This is a genomic window from Natronococcus pandeyae (assembly GCF_008122205.1).
GTDB classification, from domain to species: Archaea; Halobacteriota; Halobacteria; order Halobacteriales; family Natrialbaceae; genus Natronococcus; species Natronococcus pandeyae.
This window is the reverse complement of the sequence record NZ_PHNJ01000002.1, coordinates 364,039-379,719: the sequence shown is the minus strand read 5'-3', so window position 1 is coordinate 379,719 and position 15,681 is coordinate 364,039. Positions and strand designations below refer to the sequence as shown.

The 15,681-nt window shown below is 65.3% G+C and carries 17 protein-coding genes; 10 read left to right on the top strand and 7 right to left on the bottom strand.

Annotated elements, in window-relative coordinates; translation table 11 throughout:
- Window positions 1-32: 32 nt before the first annotated feature.
- A complete protein-coding gene (locus CV102_RS05440; protein WP_148856874.1) occupies window positions 33-1,277 on the bottom strand; it encodes an MFS transporter in 1,245 nt (414 codons plus the stop codon).
- A 168-nt stretch (window positions 1,278-1,445) separates the two neighbouring features.
- On the opposite strand from CV102_RS05440, the gene mdh reads away from it, so the two are divergent.
- Together mdh and CV102_RS05430 are read left to right on the top strand one after the other, a co-directional pair.
- The gene (mdh, locus tag CV102_RS05435) at window positions 1,446-2,360 is read left to right on the top strand and encodes a malate dehydrogenase (protein WP_148856873.1); all 915 of its coding nucleotides are present in this window, start codon (window positions 1,446-1,448) and stop codon (window positions 2,358-2,360) included.
- 158 nt (window positions 2,361-2,518) lie between these two features.
- A complete protein-coding gene (locus CV102_RS05430) occupies window positions 2,519-3,724 on the top strand; it encodes an inorganic phosphate transporter (protein ID WP_148856872.1) in 1,206 nt (401 codons plus the stop codon).
- A gap of 5 nt (window positions 3,725-3,729) precedes the next feature.
- Here CV102_RS05430 and CV102_RS05425 read toward each other — a convergent pair whose 3' ends face one another.
- Window positions 3,730-4,164, bottom strand: a complete 435-nt coding sequence (locus CV102_RS05425) for a universal stress protein (RefSeq protein ID WP_148856871.1) — start codon at window positions 4,162-4,164, stop codon at window positions 3,730-3,732.
- A gap of 63 nt (window positions 4,165-4,227) precedes the next feature.
- Complete coding sequence (locus tag CV102_RS26525; protein WP_233710644.1) at window positions 4,228-4,521, bottom strand: cytochrome P450; 294 nt, start codon at window positions 4,519-4,521, stop codon at window positions 4,228-4,230.
- Between CV102_RS26525 and CV102_RS05420 the strand changes: the two genes are divergently transcribed.
- The gene (locus tag CV102_RS05420; protein ID WP_233710643.1) at window positions 4,419-5,141 is read left to right on the top strand and encodes a helix-turn-helix domain-containing protein; all 723 of its coding nucleotides are present in this window, start codon (window positions 4,419-4,421) and stop codon (window positions 5,139-5,141) included. The genes CV102_RS26525 and CV102_RS05420 overlap by 103 nt on opposite strands.
- A 56-nt stretch (window positions 5,142-5,197) precedes the next feature.
- Here the strand turns inward: CV102_RS05420 and CV102_RS05415 are convergent, their stop codons facing one another.
- Window positions 5,198-5,443 carry a ferredoxin gene (locus CV102_RS05415; RefSeq protein WP_148856869.1) on the bottom strand — a complete coding sequence of 82 codons (246 nt, stop codon included), beginning with the start codon at window positions 5,441-5,443 and terminating at the stop codon, window positions 5,198-5,200.
- A gap of 160 nt (window positions 5,444-5,603) precedes the next feature.
- Here CV102_RS05415 and CV102_RS05410 point away from each other — a divergent pair, with 160 nt between their 5' ends.
- Window positions 5,604-6,353 carry a class I SAM-dependent methyltransferase gene (locus tag CV102_RS05410; protein WP_148856868.1) on the top strand — a complete coding sequence of 250 codons (750 nt, stop codon included), beginning with the start codon at window positions 5,604-5,606 and terminating at the stop codon, window positions 6,351-6,353.
- 85 nt (window positions 6,354-6,438) lie between these two features.
- On the opposite strand, the gene CV102_RS05405 is transcribed toward CV102_RS05410, so the two are convergent.
- On the bottom strand, window positions 6,439-7,674 hold the full coding sequence (locus tag CV102_RS05405; protein WP_148856867.1) for an RNA-guided endonuclease TnpB family protein: 1,236 nt from the start codon (window positions 7,672-7,674) through the stop codon (window positions 6,439-6,441).
- Window positions 7,675-7,728: 54 nt separating this feature from the next.
- Here CV102_RS05405 and CV102_RS26975 point away from each other — a divergent pair, with 54 nt between their 5' ends.
- From CV102_RS26975 to cgi121, 5 genes are all read left to right on the top strand, one after another.
- On the top strand, window positions 7,729-7,863 hold the full coding sequence (locus CV102_RS26975) for a hypothetical protein (protein WP_267903114.1): 135 nt from the start codon (window positions 7,729-7,731) through the stop codon (window positions 7,861-7,863).
- Window positions 7,864-8,496: 633 nt separating this feature from the next.
- The gene (locus tag CV102_RS05400) at window positions 8,497-8,853 is read left to right on the top strand and encodes a DUF7344 domain-containing protein (RefSeq protein WP_148856866.1); all 357 of its coding nucleotides are present in this window, start codon (window positions 8,497-8,499) and stop codon (window positions 8,851-8,853) included.
- Window positions 8,850-9,584: a DICT sensory domain-containing protein gene (locus CV102_RS05395; RefSeq protein WP_148856865.1), complete on the top strand. Its 735-nt coding sequence runs from the start codon at window positions 8,850-8,852 to the stop codon at window positions 9,582-9,584. The genes CV102_RS05400 and CV102_RS05395 overlap by 4 nt, the downstream gene beginning before the upstream one ends.
- Window positions 9,585-9,726: 142 nt before the next feature.
- The gene (locus tag CV102_RS05390; RefSeq protein ID WP_148856864.1) at window positions 9,727-12,066 is read left to right on the top strand and encodes an ATP-dependent DNA helicase; all 2,340 of its coding nucleotides are present in this window, start codon (window positions 9,727-9,729) and stop codon (window positions 12,064-12,066) included.
- Window positions 12,066-12,569, top strand: coding sequence for a KEOPS complex subunit Cgi121 (cgi121, locus tag CV102_RS05385; protein WP_148856863.1), 504 nt, complete (start codon window positions 12,066-12,068; stop codon window positions 12,567-12,569). The genes CV102_RS05390 and cgi121 overlap by 1 nt, the downstream gene beginning before the upstream one ends.
- Before the next feature lie 33 nt (window positions 12,570-12,602).
- On the opposite strand, the gene CV102_RS05380 is transcribed toward cgi121, so the two are convergent.
- Window positions 12,603-13,385: an iron-sulfur cluster assembly protein gene (locus CV102_RS05380; protein ID WP_148856862.1), complete on the bottom strand. Its 783-nt coding sequence runs from the start codon at window positions 13,383-13,385 to the stop codon at window positions 12,603-12,605.
- Entirely contained in the window at window positions 13,385-14,449 is a 1,065-nt protein-coding gene (locus tag CV102_RS05375; RefSeq protein WP_148856861.1) for an amidohydrolase family protein, read from the bottom strand. The genes CV102_RS05380 and CV102_RS05375 overlap by 1 nt, the downstream gene beginning before the upstream one ends.
- Window positions 14,450-14,634: 185 nt before the next feature.
- Between CV102_RS05375 and CV102_RS05370 the strand changes: the two genes are divergently transcribed.
- A complete protein-coding gene (locus CV102_RS05370) occupies window positions 14,635-15,678 on the top strand; it encodes an NAD(P)-dependent alcohol dehydrogenase (protein WP_148856860.1) in 1,044 nt (347 codons plus the stop codon).
- The last annotated feature ends 3 nt before the right edge of the window (window positions 15,679-15,681 follow it).

The window sequence follows — 15,681 nt, the reverse complement described above, 5'->3', positions numbered from 1 at the left end:
GTGAGATTCGCTACAGCCGTCCGGTAAATCCACTACGCTGACGTACAGTCGACAGTATACTCGCTTCGGGATCGGACGAGGAGGTATCCGCCGAGGACGAGGCCGAGCGCAGGGAACGCCGCGAGGACGCCGAAGAGGAGGGGTGTCCCGCCGTAGGTGATCGCGATACCGGCGATCGACGCCCCCGCGGCCCCGATCCCGAAGACGCCGAGGTAGGTGTAGCCGAAGGAGAGCCCCTGGATGTCCGCGGCGACGTGCTCGCCGATGAGCGCCTGGTGGATCGGGACCTCCATGAAGACGAAGAAGCCGAGTGCCGCGCAGACGGCGACCGTCGCGAGCAGGCCCATTCCCGCGACGAACGGGAACAACACGGTGACGGCGAGCAGCGCGACGAACGCCACGACGATCGCCCGTTCGGGCGAGCGAGTGTCACTCAGCCTGCCGCCGACGTACTGCCCCGCGGCGCCGATCAGCAACAGGCCGGCGTAGGCGTACTGGCTCGGTTCGACCGTCTCACCGGCGATTTCGACGGGTTCGAAGGCCGGCAACCCGGCGAGGACACCCGGCAGGAACGTAAAGAGCCCGCGGTAGTACGTCCCCGCGAGGACGGCGATCGTGAACATGACGAGAAAGCCGCCGACGAACAGCAGCCGCGACCGGTCGATAAACGACGAGAGCCGATCTGCAGCCCCGGTCGTCGCGGACTCCGCCTCGGTAGCGTCCACTCTCTCGTCGAACTCGAGCCAGGTCGCCGCGAGGATGGCGATCGCGGCGGGGACGACGAACAGTCCGGCGACGACTCGCCACTCGAGGAACGTCAGCATGAGCGCGGCGATCAGCGGACCGACCGCCGTTCCCACGTTGCCGGCAGCGCCGTGGTAGGCGAGGACGGTCCCCTGCTGGGCCGAACCGCGAGTGATCAGCGAGAGACCGGCAGGGTGGTAGAGACTCGCTGCGGCGCCCCAGATCACGAGCGCGAGACCGAGTAGCCAGATCGACGGCGCGAGGGCGACGAGGACGAACCCGCCGCCCATGCCGGCCATCGAGAGCACGACGAGGCGTTTCGACCCGTACCGATCCGCGAGCACGCCGCTCGGGAGCGCGCCGACGCCGATGAGTCCGTATCCAACCGCAACGACCGTGCCGAGGACGGCCGCCGAGACGTCGAAGGTCTCGAGCCAGACCACGACGAACAGCGGAATCGTGAGTTCGTAGAGGTGGAACGTCGCGTGCCCGAGCATGGTAAAGCGGGCGATCGTGCGATCGTTCCGGTCCATACGGATCGCCACTCGAACTGACGGGATAGCCGTTGTGGAACCGCGACACGCTTGCGCTCGTCCGCTCACGAACGGGTTCGACGATCGACGTATCATCGATCGTCATTTTCGGTCTATCGTGGGGAATCCGACGGATTTAACGCGAGGGGAGGTACAGGTTTACGTGGTATGACGAAAGTTAGCGTGGTCGGCGCGGCCGGAACGGTCGGGGCCGCTGCAGGCTACAACATCGCGCTTCGGGATATCGCGGACGAACTCGTCTTCGTCGACATTCCGGACAAGGAAGACGACACGATCGGACAGGCTGCCGACGCCAATCACGGCGCAGCCTACGATTCGAACACCACGATCCGGCAGGGAGGCTACGAGGACACCGCCGGCTCGGACGTCGTCGTCATCACCGCCGGCATCCCGCGCCAACCGGGCCAGACCCGGATCGACCTCGCGGGCGACAACGCACCGATCATGGAGGACATCGGCTCCTCGATCGCCGAGCACAACGACGACTTCGTTACCGTCACGACCTCGAACCCGGTCGACCTGCTGAATCGTCACCTCTACGAAACGGGCGACCGCGGCCGCGAGAAGGTAATCGGCTTCGGCGGCCGACTCGACTCCGCCCGGTTCCGCTACGTCATCTCCCAGCGCTTCGACGCGCCCGTCCAGAACGTCGACGCGACGATCCTCGGCGAGCACGGCGACGCGCAGGTCCCGGCCTTCTCGAAGGTCCGCGTCAACGGTCAGGACCTCGAGTTCACCGACGACGAGAAGGACGAACTGCTCTCCGAGCTCCAGACCTCGGCAATGAACGTCATCGAAAAGAAAGGCGCCACGGAGTGGGGCCCAGCCACGGGCGTCGGCCACACGGTCGAGGCCATCCTCCGAGATACGGGCGAAGTGCTGCCCTGCAGCGTCAAACTCGAGGGCGAGTACGGCCACGAGGACACTGCCTTCGGTGTCCCCGTAAAGCTCGGCGCCAACGGCGTCGAGGAGATCGTCGAGTGGGACCTCACCGAGTTCGAGCGCAACCAGCTCGGCGAGGCCGCCGAGAAGCTCTCGGAGCAGTACGACGAGATCGCGTAACGACGACGGCTAGCCGTCGCTCGTAACCGACTCGTTTTTTCGCGGCCGACGAACGTGGAAGGGGTGGAGTTCGTCACATGGCGCCGCGTTGCCGGGTCCTGTACGGCCGGGAGCCGTGTGAACGCTTTTTTGGGCCGTCGTGGAAGCGTGCAGAACGGATGACCACGCTGTCGTTCGCGCTGCTCGTCGGGGCGTCAGTTCTCACCTGCCTGTTCATGGCGTGGGTACTCGGGGCCAACAGCAACTCGCCGCCGTTCGCCCCCGCGATCGGTGCGAACGCGATCTCGACGATGCGAGCCGCGTTCGTCATCGGCCTGCTCGCGGCTGCAGGCGCGCTCTTACAGGGCGGAAGCATCTCGGAGACGATCGGCGCGGACCTGATCGACGGCGTCACGATCACGCCGCTGGCGGCCACGGCCGGGTTGCTCACCGCGGCAACGTACATGGCCGTCGGTATCTACACGCGGTACCCGATTCCCGCGGCGTTCGCGACGACGGGCGCGATGATCGGTGTCGGGCTCTCACTCGGTGGCGATCCGGCCACCGGAACCTACCAGCGACTGGGAACGTTCTGGGCGCTCGTCCCGTTTATGTCCGGCGGGCTGGCCTACGCCACCGCAACGCTCCTGCGACGCGACGACGTCCCCGAAACGGTCGGCGTCCCCCTGCTCGGGGGAATCGTCGGCGCGATCGTCGTCAACGTTCGCCTCGGCGTCGTCCCGGATCCGGTCGCCGATCAGGGGAGTATCGCCCGGTTCGTCTCCCGCCAGTTCGGCGGCGGGCCGACGCTCGTCGCCGACATCGATCTCGGGACCGTCCTCGTGACGATCGCTGTCGGGGCTCTCGCCTTCTACTGGGTTCGCAAACGGGTGCTCGATTCCGTCGAGCAGGGGATCCGCTCGTTCCTGCTCGTGCTCGGCAGTATCGTCGCCTTCTCCTCGGGCGGCTCGCAGGTCGGGCTGGCGACCGGCCCGCTCGAGAACCTCTTCCGCGTCGAACTCGGGCTCCCCGGAATCGTGCTGCTCGCGCTCGGCGCGACCGGCCTCCTCGCCGGTGCCTGGATGGCCGCCCCGCGACTGTTGCAGGCGACCTCGAGGGAGTACGCTCAGCTCGGCGTTCGGCGGTCGATCGCCGCGCTCGTCCCCGGCTTCGTCATCGCTCAGCTGGCGATCGCGCTCGGAATTCCGATATCGGTCAACAACATCATCCTCTCCGGCGTAATCGGCGGCGGGCTGGCGGCGGGATCGGCCGGCGTCTCGAAACGGAAGATCGGCGTCACGATCGTCTTCTGGCTGTCGACGCTCGGAAGTTCGATCGTCGTCGGCTACGGGCTCTATCAGGTTCTCGCGGTCGTCGTCGGCTGAGCGGACTACTCGAGTACCGTCACCGGTTGCGGCGTCCGTTCGACGACCGTCGTGGCGATGTCGCGGCCGAGAAAACGGCGGACGAACCCCGTCGTCTTGCTGTCGTGGCCACACATGACGACGTGGTCGACCTCGTGGTCGCTCGCGTACTGGGGAACGACGGTTCCAGGCCGGCCCTCCACGACGTCGATTCGAACTCGATCTGCTGCTCTCGGGGCGTCGATCGCCTCCAGCAGCCGAGACGCGCGGCCGCGCGCCTGGTCCGTCCGCTCCTCGCTTCGCTCGAGCACTCCGCCCTCGCTGAGCGGCGCGTCGAGCGGCGTCACCACCGCGAGCAGCGTGACCGCGGCGCCGGGAAACGTCTCGAGGGCGTAGGTGAGCGCCTCGTCCTCCCGCGGGCGGCCGAGCGTCGGAACGAGGACGTGGTCGGGATCGACCATGACACGAGCTTCGACGCCGACTCCTTTCGGTCTATCGCCAGCGATCCGGGACGGCCTCGCTCGCTACCGGTTTCGAATTCGCATCTCGACCGGCCCCGGATCGAGCGACACCTCGAACTGCGGATCGACCGACTCGGTGATCCGTTCGAATGCGATCCGCCGGACCATCGTCGCCAGCGTTAGCTGGAGTTCGGTCATGGGGAAGCGCATCCCGATGCAGTGGCGCGAGCCGCCGCCGGACGGGGAATAGGCGTATTCGGGCCGATCGGCGTCGTCCGCAAGCCGGCCGTCCGCGTCGAGCCAGCGGTCGGGCCGGAACGACGCGGGGTCGTCCCAGCAGCGGTCGTCGCGCTGGATGCTGTAGCGGCCAACTGTACCCTCGTCCCCGACTCGAGTCGTTCCGCCGCGAGGAACTGCTCTCGTGGGACCTGGATCACGACGCCGGGACCCTTCGGTTCCTCTCGCTGGTCGTCGGCGACCCCGATGTCATCGACGAACTGGCCGACGATCTCGAGTACGTGCGCCGGTACGACCTCACGCCGGTCGACGAGGACACGTTCTACGGCTACGCCGAGATGGACCACCGGGACCCGGACGCGTCGCTGATGGGTGCGTTCGACGTACCGGGGCTGGTGATCGTGCCGCCGATCGTCTACACGGCCCGGGAGAACGTCCACGTCACCGTCCTGGGCGAGTCCGACGCCATGTCGCGGCTGCTGGATCGGTTCCCCGAGGACATCGGCGTCGAGGTTCAGCGCGTGAGCGAACACCAGCGCGCGATGGAGACGCTGGCGGGGCGGCTCACGGCCAGACAGTTCGAGGCCCTGGAGGTCGCCCACGAGGAAAGATACTACGAGGTGCCCCGATCGGGGTTGCTGGCCGCAGTCGCCGACGCACTCGAGTGTTCGGAGAGCACGGTGTCGACGCTGTTGCGGTCCGCGGAGGCCGCGTTAGTCGAGGCCGCGGTCGCGCGCTAACCGCGGATCGAACGGGACGCCGTCGACATGTCCGGCGGTCGTCGAGAAACGCGAGATCAGGGAATCAGCTGCTCGCCGTCGTCGTCGTAGATCGTGATTGCGTCGACCGGGCAGGTCCGGGCCGCGAACTTCGCGTCGAGTTCCGCCTCCTCGGGGACCTCGCGAACGAAGATCCCGTCTTCGACCTCCTCGCTGTCCTCGAGTACGGCCTTCCCCTTCGATTTGTCCTCTTCGAAGGCGTCCCACTCGGCGACGCACTGGTACATCCCGATACAGGTGTCCTCGTCGAATTCGACCTTCATGCGTCAGCGTTGGTGATTATAACGTATAGCGCTGACGGGACCGCGTTCGGGTTTCTCGAGCCCGTTCGGAGTTCGGAGCGACGCCCGAGCGGCGCGAGGGACGGCACTCGTAACCACACCTCGCCGTCGTTTTAGTATCGATCGAACCGTCGGCTCTCCCATGGCGATCACCGCACGCCAGGCGGCCGATCCGCTCGGGCGAGCGATGCGTGACTACCAGCGCGGCACACTCGGGACGCTACGCTACCGCGACGGAGCTACCACCCAGGACGGGCGAGTTGCCGAGTACTACTTCGAGTCGCCGGAGCACTGGGCCGACGAGCGAATCGCTGTCCTGGAGCGCATCGCGAACCGGGATGGGCCCGTTCTCGACGTCGGGTGTGGTGCGGGTCAGTACGCCTGCTGGTTGCAAGAGCGAGGGCTCGAAGTAACCGGAATCGACGCCAGCCCGCACGCCGTTGAAGCGGCACGGGAGCAAGGACTCGAGAACGCACGCGTGATGGACATGTTCGACCTGACGTTCGATCCGGGACGGTTTGCCACCGTTCAGGTGTTCGGCACGCAACTGGGACTGGCCGCGTCGTTCGCCGGCGTACGAGAACTGCTCGGATCGGTCGCCCGCATCACCGACGAGGACGGCGTCGCGGTCGTTGACAACTACGATCCGAACGCGATCGCTGACGACCTGCTGGGTTACCGACCGGATCCGCGCGACGGCGTCGCTCACCGGTGTTTTCACCTCGAGTACGAGCCGAACGACGAGTCGGAGACGGTAGTAGGGCCGACCCTCCACTTCCTGCTGTTCGGGCCGGACCGGCTCGCGGACGCAACGATCGGGACCCCCTGGCGCGTCGCGGATATCGTCCGCGAGGAACGCACGTACGTGGCAGTTCTCGAGAAGTCGGCATAGAACGACCGTGCATCGAGAACGGTGACATCCTCCCCGCCGTGAACGGCGGGGCTTCCCCTACAAGGGGAATCCAATCTGGCAGGTTTCAGTCCTGGTAAGCCGCGAGCGTCATCTGCGAGGATTTCTCGCTCGTCTCGCGGTGGACTGTGGCGCTGTCACTGGCGCTCCCATTCTGTGGCGAGTCATCGCGTTCCGGTTCCCAAGGAACGCTCTCTCCCCACGGATCTACGCGGCTGGCGATGTTCGCCGCTGCGTTGATGTCTGCTTGGAACTCTGTTACGTGGCAGTCGTCGTGTGGACAGACGAACTCTGCCTGCTCGTCGCGACGGCCAAGACGATCGCAAGCGTGGCAGGTCTGCGACGTGTACGCCGCATTGACGTACTCAACCGGAATGCTGGCCTCGGTGGCCTTGTCTTCGATTCGGCCCTGAAGACGAGCGAACGCCCACGCGTGCAAGCGTCGGTTCATGAACTTACCGTAGTTGAGCCGTTCCCGTATATACGACAAGTCCTCGAGCACGATCACCGGGTTCTCGAAGGACTGGGCGTACTCGACAGCACGCCGGGACACCTTCTCGACGATATCCGTTAGGGCGTTCTGGTAGTGATCGAAACGTTCGTCCACACGCCACTCGGCGGCGTCACGCTCTTGCAGACGCTTCAACGTCGTGAACATCTCTTTGCGGAGGTGTCGAGCACGACTGCCACTTTCGAGCATCGGTTTCCGTGGTACGTCGCGCTTGAGGGCACAGCCCGTAATCAGCGCGCTCTCGCCTACGTCGAAACCGATGTACGTCGGATCGTCCGGTTCGGTCGGTTCGTCGACCGAGAACTCGACGGTGACGTGCAACTCCCACGACGTTCGGTGGCGCTGTAGCCGCAACTCGCCCGCTTTCGCATCGTCGTTCAGAAGGTCGAACCAGAGCGATTCTTGTTCGGGATTGATCCGAAGCGGAATCCAGAAGTTCGTCCCACGGCCGGGTTGCGGCGCCTGCCAGACAAAGCCGTATTCGCGCTTATCCGAGTAGTCGAACTTCGCGGCCCGGTTGACGAGTCGAAGTGGATGCTCGTCGTCAAGCTCGCCGGCGTTGTACGTTTTCCGAAGCTTCGGGACGTATGACTTGAGCGCGTCTTTGGCCTGATACGGCAGGTCGTAGGGCGTCACAACGTCGTTGACGGCTGACATCGTGTTCGCTCCGGCATCGAAGGCGTCGTGGAGTGCTTCGCGGTAGGTGTCCAAGAGTCGCTGTAGGCGTTGCTCTTTGCCCGCAGTGGGCGTGGCGAGCGTGGCCTGCAGCGTTTTTGTCACCGTGTCGGACACACCCTTAGAAAAGTATTAGACAAACTTAAGTGTATCGGAGTGAAAGAAGGTGGTATGACGAATATCAATTTCGAGGTAGAGGACGACCAGTACGAGCGGCTGAAAGAGACGAAGGAACGTCACGGGCTGACCTGGAAGGGGATGATGCTCTACGCCGAAGAGAAGCTGGATTCCGAGAGAGGAGAATGACCGGTGGACAGCGTAATCAAGTGACGCGATTCCCACCCGGCCTAAAGGCCGGGGTTCCCTCGCTGCTTAAAGATGGTATCCGGATTACACCGGCTCGCTGAGAGAATCGAACACCACGAAAGCCCCTGGGCCGCTCGAGTCGGGGGGCTCGCTGCGCGCTCGCTTTGCTCGCGTGCTTGCGTCGCCCGCCGTCCCCGAGCGGCCCAGCCCCTTTCAGTCCCACCCGAGCCGGTTGCCTGGCCAGGCATCGTAAGTGGGACTGAAAAGGGCTTTCGTGGTGGTCTCACCGGACACTGAGTACTCACAGTCGTATCTGAACACAGCCGCAGAATCGGACGAACGCAGTTGATCGAGGGAGCAAACCACGGTCGTTCGAACAGTCCCACTGTCGTTCACCACTCTCGTCGGGACCGTCGTTCCCTGTCTGTTCACGGCGTGGTACTCGAGACGGCCAGCAACTCCCGTCGGCGACCGGGCCGCCGGTACACGAAACGAGTCGTATTAGGTCGTGGGTTCACCCCCTGTTCGTTTTTCGTTTCGTTCGAAATAGTACGAGCTGTCAGTGTTAGATACAGTCGTTCGGATTCGGAACACGACTTATACGAAGGGCCACTGTACCGGGTGGTAGCTCCAATGGATAACTATCTCGAGAATCTCTCTCTCCTTTCTACGAACGACACCGAGCGATCCATCGACGAGCTGCTCGAACTCCTCTCCGATCGAAACGTTCGCATTACGGTAGCCTATCTGTACGACCACCCGAACGCAACGCTCGGGGAACTCGCGACGGTGATCGTCGGCAAAACCGCCGTCGACGAGAGCCGGTTCGGAACCGAGTCGGACTACGAGCGCGCGTACGTCCACCTCTACCACTCGGTGCTGCCGCGACTCGACGACCACGAGTTGCTCACGTTCGACCCCGACGAGAAAGCGGTTAGCGACGTCGACGTACCGCCAGTCCTCTTTACCGTCCTTGGAGTCGAAGAATGACGATCGACAGCCTGCGAGATGCACTCGAGAGCGTCGAACGCGAGCGGAAACGGCTCGAGGTGTACACCGCCGAGCCCGCCGTCGCAGCCGAACTCGAGCGGCAGTTTACGACCCGAAACGTGACGGTCGATCATCGACAGGCCGAAGCGTTCGACGACGGGTTCGTGGCGATTCGCGACCCCGACAACGGGTTCCGGGGGACGCTGGGTCTCGATCAGTTCGACGCGATCCTCTCGCCCGAGACCCACCTGCCGTGGGCGGTCGAATCGACCGACGTCGACACACGAGAGCTGTTCGATTTTCTCGAGAATACGCTGTTTGCGTCCTACGATCGGCGGCAGATGCTGGCTGCCTCCAGAGAGATCGAGGAGCGAGCGTGGCGCATCGGGGAGGGAACGTTGTACGCGGGCTTCGAGAGAGAAGCAGCGCTCGTCGATCAACTCGAGGTGTACGATCGCCTCGCATCCCACGAGATGCTGACAGCGATCGCGTTCGTCGACGATACGTGGGGCCGGTCAGCGACCGACCTGACGGTCGTTCCCGATTCGGACGAGATCGGGGCATTCTGGTTCGTCGTCTTCGACGGCGCAGGGAGCGATCTCCAGAAGTGTGCGCTGGTCGCGGAGGAGCGACGCGCCGGACAGTACTACGGCTTCTGGACGTACGATCCCGAGTTCGTCGACGAGCTAGTCGACTACCTCGAGCGTACCTACGACCCCCAGAACGCGTGAGAACGCTCGGTAGTCGGGAGGATCAGCGGATCCATAGACGTCTTTTATGCAGTCCCCCCCGAGCCAACGGGAACCGTCTCGAGCGAGTCCGCGGAGCGACGGAGACGACAGTTTAAACCGGGGCACGCGCCAACAGCGGGTAATGAATATCGAGGAGCTATCGGGGCTCCCGCCCGGCGCACTCGAACACTTCCGGAGCGAGGGGATCGAGGAGCTCTACCCGCCCCAGGCGGCGGCCGTCGAGGCCGGTGCGACCGAGGGCGAGAACCTCGTCGCCGCCGTCCCGACCGCCAGCGGGAAGACGATGATCGCCGCGCTCTCGATGCTGTCGGCGATCGAACGCGGCGGAACGGCACTCTACATCGTCCCGCTGCGGGCGCTCGCGAGCGAAAAGAAGGCCGAATTCGAGGCCTACGAGGAGTTCGGTGTCGACGTCGGCGTGACGACCGGCAACTACGAGAGCACCAGCGAGTGGCTCGCCACGAAAGACATCGTCGTCGCCACCAGCGAGAAGGTCGACTCGCTCGTGCGCAACGGTGCCGACTGGCTCTCCGAACTCACCTGCGTCGTCAGCGACGAGGTCCACCTCATCGACGACCGGAACCGCGGCCCGACGCTCGAGGTGACCCTCGCCAAACTCCGCAAACTGAACCCCCAGCTTCAGACCGTCGCGCTCTCGGCGACGGTCGGCAACGCCGACGAAATCGCCGACTGGCTCGACGCCGAACTCGTGGACACGGACTGGCGCCCGATCGACCTGCAGATGGGGGTCCACTACGGAAACGCGCTGAACTTCGACGACGGCTCGACCCGCGAGGTGCCCGTCGAGGGCAGCGAGAAGCAGGAGGCCGCGCTCGTCCGCGACATCGTCCAGGAGGGTGGTTCCTCGCTCGTGTTCGTCAACTCCCGGCGGAACGCCGAAGCCGCCGCGCGCAGGCTGGGTCAGGTGACGAGCCGCGAACTGACCGACGACGAGCGCGCGGAACTGGTCGAACTGGCCGACGAGATCCGAGAGGACAGCGACACGGAGACGAGCCGGGATCTCGCCGACTGCGTCGAACGAGGGTCGGCGTTTCACCACGCGGGGCTCTCCAGCACCCAGCGCTCGATCGTCGAGGACGCCTTCCGCGAGCGCCTGCTGAAGGTGATCTCGGCGACGCCGACGCTCGCGGCCGGGGTGAACACCCCTGCCCGGCGCGTCATCGTCCGCGACTGGCGCCGCTTCGATCCGAGCGCCGGCGGGATGGCGCCCCTCGACGTCCTCGAGGTCCACCAGATGATGGGCCGCGCCGGCCGACCGGGGCTCGACCCTTACGGCGAGGCGGTCCTGCTCGCCAAAAGCCACGACGAAAGTCAGGAGCTGTTCGACCGCTACATCTGGGCTGATCCCGAGGCCGTCCGGTCGAAACTCGCGGCCGAACCCGCCCTGCGGACCCACGTGCTCGCCACCATCGCCTCCGGCTTCGCCCGCACGCGGGAGGGGCTGCTCGAGTTCCTCGAGGCGACGCTGTACGCGAGTCAGTCGACCGAAGCGAGGCGGCTCGAGAGCGTGACGGATAACGTCCTCGACTATCTCGAACGGAACGATTTCGTCGAGCGCGACAGGAGCGGCGACGCCGACGACGCCGGCGCGTTCACCTCGGCCGCCGATCTCGCTAGCGGCGGGCGAAGCGAAGACCTCGAGGCCACCAGCCTCGGTCACACCGTCTCGCGGCTCTACCTGGATCCCATGAGCGCCGCCGAGATCGTCCACGGACTCGAGGACGCCGACGAGCGGCCGACCGCGCTCGGCCTCTACCAGCTCGTCTCTCGGACGCCGGACATGTACGAACTCTACCTGCGCTCCGGCGAGGACGAGAAATTCGGCGAACTCTACTACGAGCGCGAGGCCGAACTGCTGGGCGACGCGCCGAGCGAGTTCGAGGAGGAGCGCTTCGAGGACTGGCTCGCGGCGCTGAAGACCGGCAAGTTACTCGAGGACTGGGTCGAGGAGGACGACGAGGAAGCGATTACGGAACGATACAAGATCGGTCCCGGCGACCTGCGGGGGAAGGTCGACACCGCCGAGTGGCTGCTGGGGGCGGCCGAGTCGCTCGCGAGTGAGATCGACAGCGAGTGGACCGTCGCCGTCCGGGAGGCCCGCGCCCGCGTCGAGCACGGCGTGAGTGAGGAGTTACTCGAGCTCGTCTCGGTCCGCGGCGTGGGTCGCAAGCGCGCCCGGCAGCTGCACGGGGTCGGCATCGAGGAGCCTGCGGACCTCCGCAACGCCGACAAGAGCGTCGTCCTCGGCGCGCTCAAGGGGGAGAAGACGGCCGAAAACATCCTCGAGAACGTCGGTCGGGAGGATCCGTCGATGGACGGCGTCGAGCCGGCCGAGTCGGCAGCCGCAAAGACGGCGGGCTCGAACGGCGAGGACACGAACGGAGACCCAACGGCGGCGACCGAATCCGACGAGAGCCAGTCCAGCCTGGGTGACTTCTAATGGAGCTACTCGAGTGCCGTCTCCGGATCGACGACCTCGACGCGTTCGTCGCCGACCTCGGCGAGATCGGCGAGCGCCACGGGACGACGATACAGGCGTTCGACGCGCGCTACGTCGCCGGCTCTCGCCATCTCGAGCGCGCCGTGGAACTGGCCGACCGGGCGATCGACTGCGGGGAGAACGTCGCCCGAGACCGGGCCGTCGAGATCCTGTTGTACGCCGCCGGCCGCCGCCAGATCGATCGCGCGCTCGAGATGGGTGTCGGCGACGGCGAGAATCACGCGGTGGTGCTGGCCGACGGCAGTGAGGGTGACGAGACGACGGCGCTCGAGGACGTTCGAGAACTCGACGCGTTCGTCGGCGCCGAGTCGACGCTCGAGGAGCCGGACGAGGAGACCTTGCAATCGTTCTTCGGTATCACCGACGCCGAACGGGAGGCGACCGACGCAAGCCTCGGCGCGCTCGTCCGCGAGCGGGTGGCGCTGCTCGAGGTCGAGAAGTAGCGTCGCTTCGTCGTCCGGGTCAACAGCACGCCGTCAGTCGGACGGCGTGCGCTCGAGACGGTTCTCTCTGGCTTCTCGCAGCCCGTCACAGATCCCACCCTGACCGGACATGTTGACCTGGGTCAGTCGCCCTCGCCGGTGAACCAGTTCGAACTCCTCGGGGTCGATCGGCTCGCCCTCGGGCGTTCGGAACAGCACGTCCGTCGGCGCGTCGGTGATACCCGTTTCGCGGGCCTTCTCGAGGTAGTCGTCGATCGGTTCCGCAGGGACGGTGACGCCGACGGCGCGGTCCGCGAGGTAGATCGTGACGCGGTCGTCCCGGTCGGCGCGTTCGAAATCGCGCAAGCGAAGCGAGACGATCGTTTCGGGATCGAGCCCCGCCTCCTGCAGTACTTCGACGGCGTCGTACTGGCGAGCGATCCTGGCTTTGCGGTCGAGTTCCGCCCGAACCGGGTCGATCCCCCCGTCGGCGTCGGGGAACGCATCCTCGAACGACAGCCCCGCGTTCACGCCGCGGTTGATCTCGGCCTCGTGCATGTGTTCGTGGAGGTAGATTCGGCCCCGCTCTACGCCGGGGAGCGATTCGACTTCCTCGCGGGCGTCGGCCGCCATCATCCAGGCGAACGCCGGCGAACACCACGCCGTCGGCAGGGTGACGTGAATCGTGACGCGGTCGCCGTCGATCTCGATCGCGTCGACGTACTCGAGTTCGACGATCGAGCGATCCAGCTCCGGATCGGTGACGCAATCCAGTCTGTCGCGGACGGCCTCGCGGGTGACGGGAGGGGCGGGGCCGTCGGATTCGCGGTCGGTCATCAGTCGTCCGCCGCGGCGGGTTCCTCGCCCGCGTAGTGGTCCTCGAGGCCGAACTGCTGGCTGATCTCGTCCTCGCGGAACTGCGCTTTCTTGGCCTCGATGTCGATGTCGTACAGTTCGGCCGCGTTCTCGCCCATCACCTTCTTTTTCGTCTCGAGGTCCCACTCGACGCCGTACTCCGCGCGGTGTTCCTCGGTGAGTTCGGCCTCCATCACCTCCTCGACGAGCCAGTCGGGGTTCCAGATCGCGTAGTCCGAGCCGAACAGGACCCGATCCTCGCCGAGCCACCAGAGCAGTTCCGACAGGATCTCCGAGAACTTTCCGGGCCGGTTCTGGGCGAACGGCGCGGCGACCGCGAGTCCGCCGTAGACGTTGGGTTCCTGGCCGGCGATCCAGCAGAAGTCGTCCAGTCGCGGGAGTCCGACGTGTTCGACGACGAAGTTGAGGTCGGGGAACGACGACGCGGCGTCGTCGACGTCCTTGACGTCGAAGGCGTCGCGGTTCAGCGGCCGGATCGTCGGCCCCTTGTGCGGGTGGATGTTCTCGATGCCGAGTTCCTCACACTTCTCTAAGAACTCGAAGGCCTCCTCGTCGTCGAGGCGCCACCCTTTGGACTCGCCGCGCCACTCGGCGGTGTAGAGTTTGACGCCCTGGATGTCGTAGGTGTCGTGCAGTTCCTCGAGGTGTTCCATTCCCGCCTCGCCGTCTCGAGGATCGAACGAGCCGTTGAGAACGAACCGCTCCGGATACTCGGTCGCGAGTTCGGCGTTCTGGTGGGTCGTGTTGAACCCGTCCTCGTAGAAGTCGGTGAGGTAGGTCGGCTGGAAGATCGCCATGTCCGCGGCGGCGTTCCCGAACAGGTCCTCGACCATTCGATCGGCACCGTACTTCCGGTATTCGTCCATTTCCCACTCGAGATCCTCCGGTGTGAACGTCGTGTGGTAGTCGTAGAAACACTGGATGAACTCCTCCCCGCCCTGGTGTTTGATGTTCTCCTCGGTCGCGTCCCACAGGTGGACGTGCGCATCGATGACGAAGATTGATTCGCCGTCTTGCTCGTACATTGCGTCACGATAATTGGTAACAATGGACATTATCTCTTTTTAAGGAGGAACAGAATTACTCGAACGAATATAGTCGAGTTCCACACTCTCAGATAAGAGCCGAGTACGCAACATGTGGACAGTCGGCTCCGTATATACTTTGGGCGAACGTTTTCTATGAGTGCGGTGAACTGTGGTGTGTTACCATGCAAGCAGCCAGACTCCACGAGTACACCGACGAGATGAGTGAGGCTCTCGAGATCGACGACGTCGATCGGCCGGATCTCGAACGCTCGGATCAGGTTCTGGTAGAAGTCGAAGGCGCCGGCTGGTGCCAGACGGACAACCACATCATCGAGGGGATGTGGGAGGAGTACGCCCCGCAGGACCTGCCGATGACGCTGGGCCACGAGAACGCCGGTATCGTCGCCGAGGTCGGCGACGAGGTGACGCTGGTCGAGGAGGGCGATCCGGTAATTTGCCATCCGGTCCAGACCTGCGGTATCTGCCGCCCCTGCCGGCTCGGCGAGGACATGTACTGCGAGAACAGCGCGTTCAACGGACTGACGACCGACGGCGGCTTCGCCGAGTACCTCCAGACCAACGAGCGCGCGGTCATCCCGCTCCCCGACGGGGTCGATCCGACGGAGATCGCTCCCCACGCCGACGCGGGGATCACGGCCTACCACGCCGCGAAGAAGGCCGTCCACGAGCTCAATCCCGGCGACACCTGCGTCGTCATCGGCGTTGGCGGGCTCGGCCACATCGGCCTGCAGTGTCTCGACGCGATGAGCGCCGCGGACGTCGTCGCCGCGGACATCAAGGACGAAGCGCTCGAGCTAGCCGAAGAGCTCGGCGCCCGCCACACGATCAACTCGACCGACGAGGACCTCCCGAGCGCCATCATGGACCTGACCGACGACGAGGGGGCCCAGCAGGTGCTCGACTTCGTCGGCGCCGACGAGACGACCGCGACCGCACCGGAGATGGTCGCCGCGGGCGGCGACCACCACGTGATCGGCTACGGCGGCCACATCCACGAACCCTGCCAGGCACTGGTCAACGGCGAGTTCTCCTTCAAGGGGACGCTCGTCGGCAAGTACGCCGAACTCCAGGAGCTCGTCGCGCTTGTCGACCGCGGCGACGTCGAACTGCGTACCGAGGTCTACGATCTCGACGAGATCAACACCGTCGCCGAACGGCTCGAGCACCGCGAGATCGAGGGGCGGGCGGTAATCACCCCGCCCTGAGCA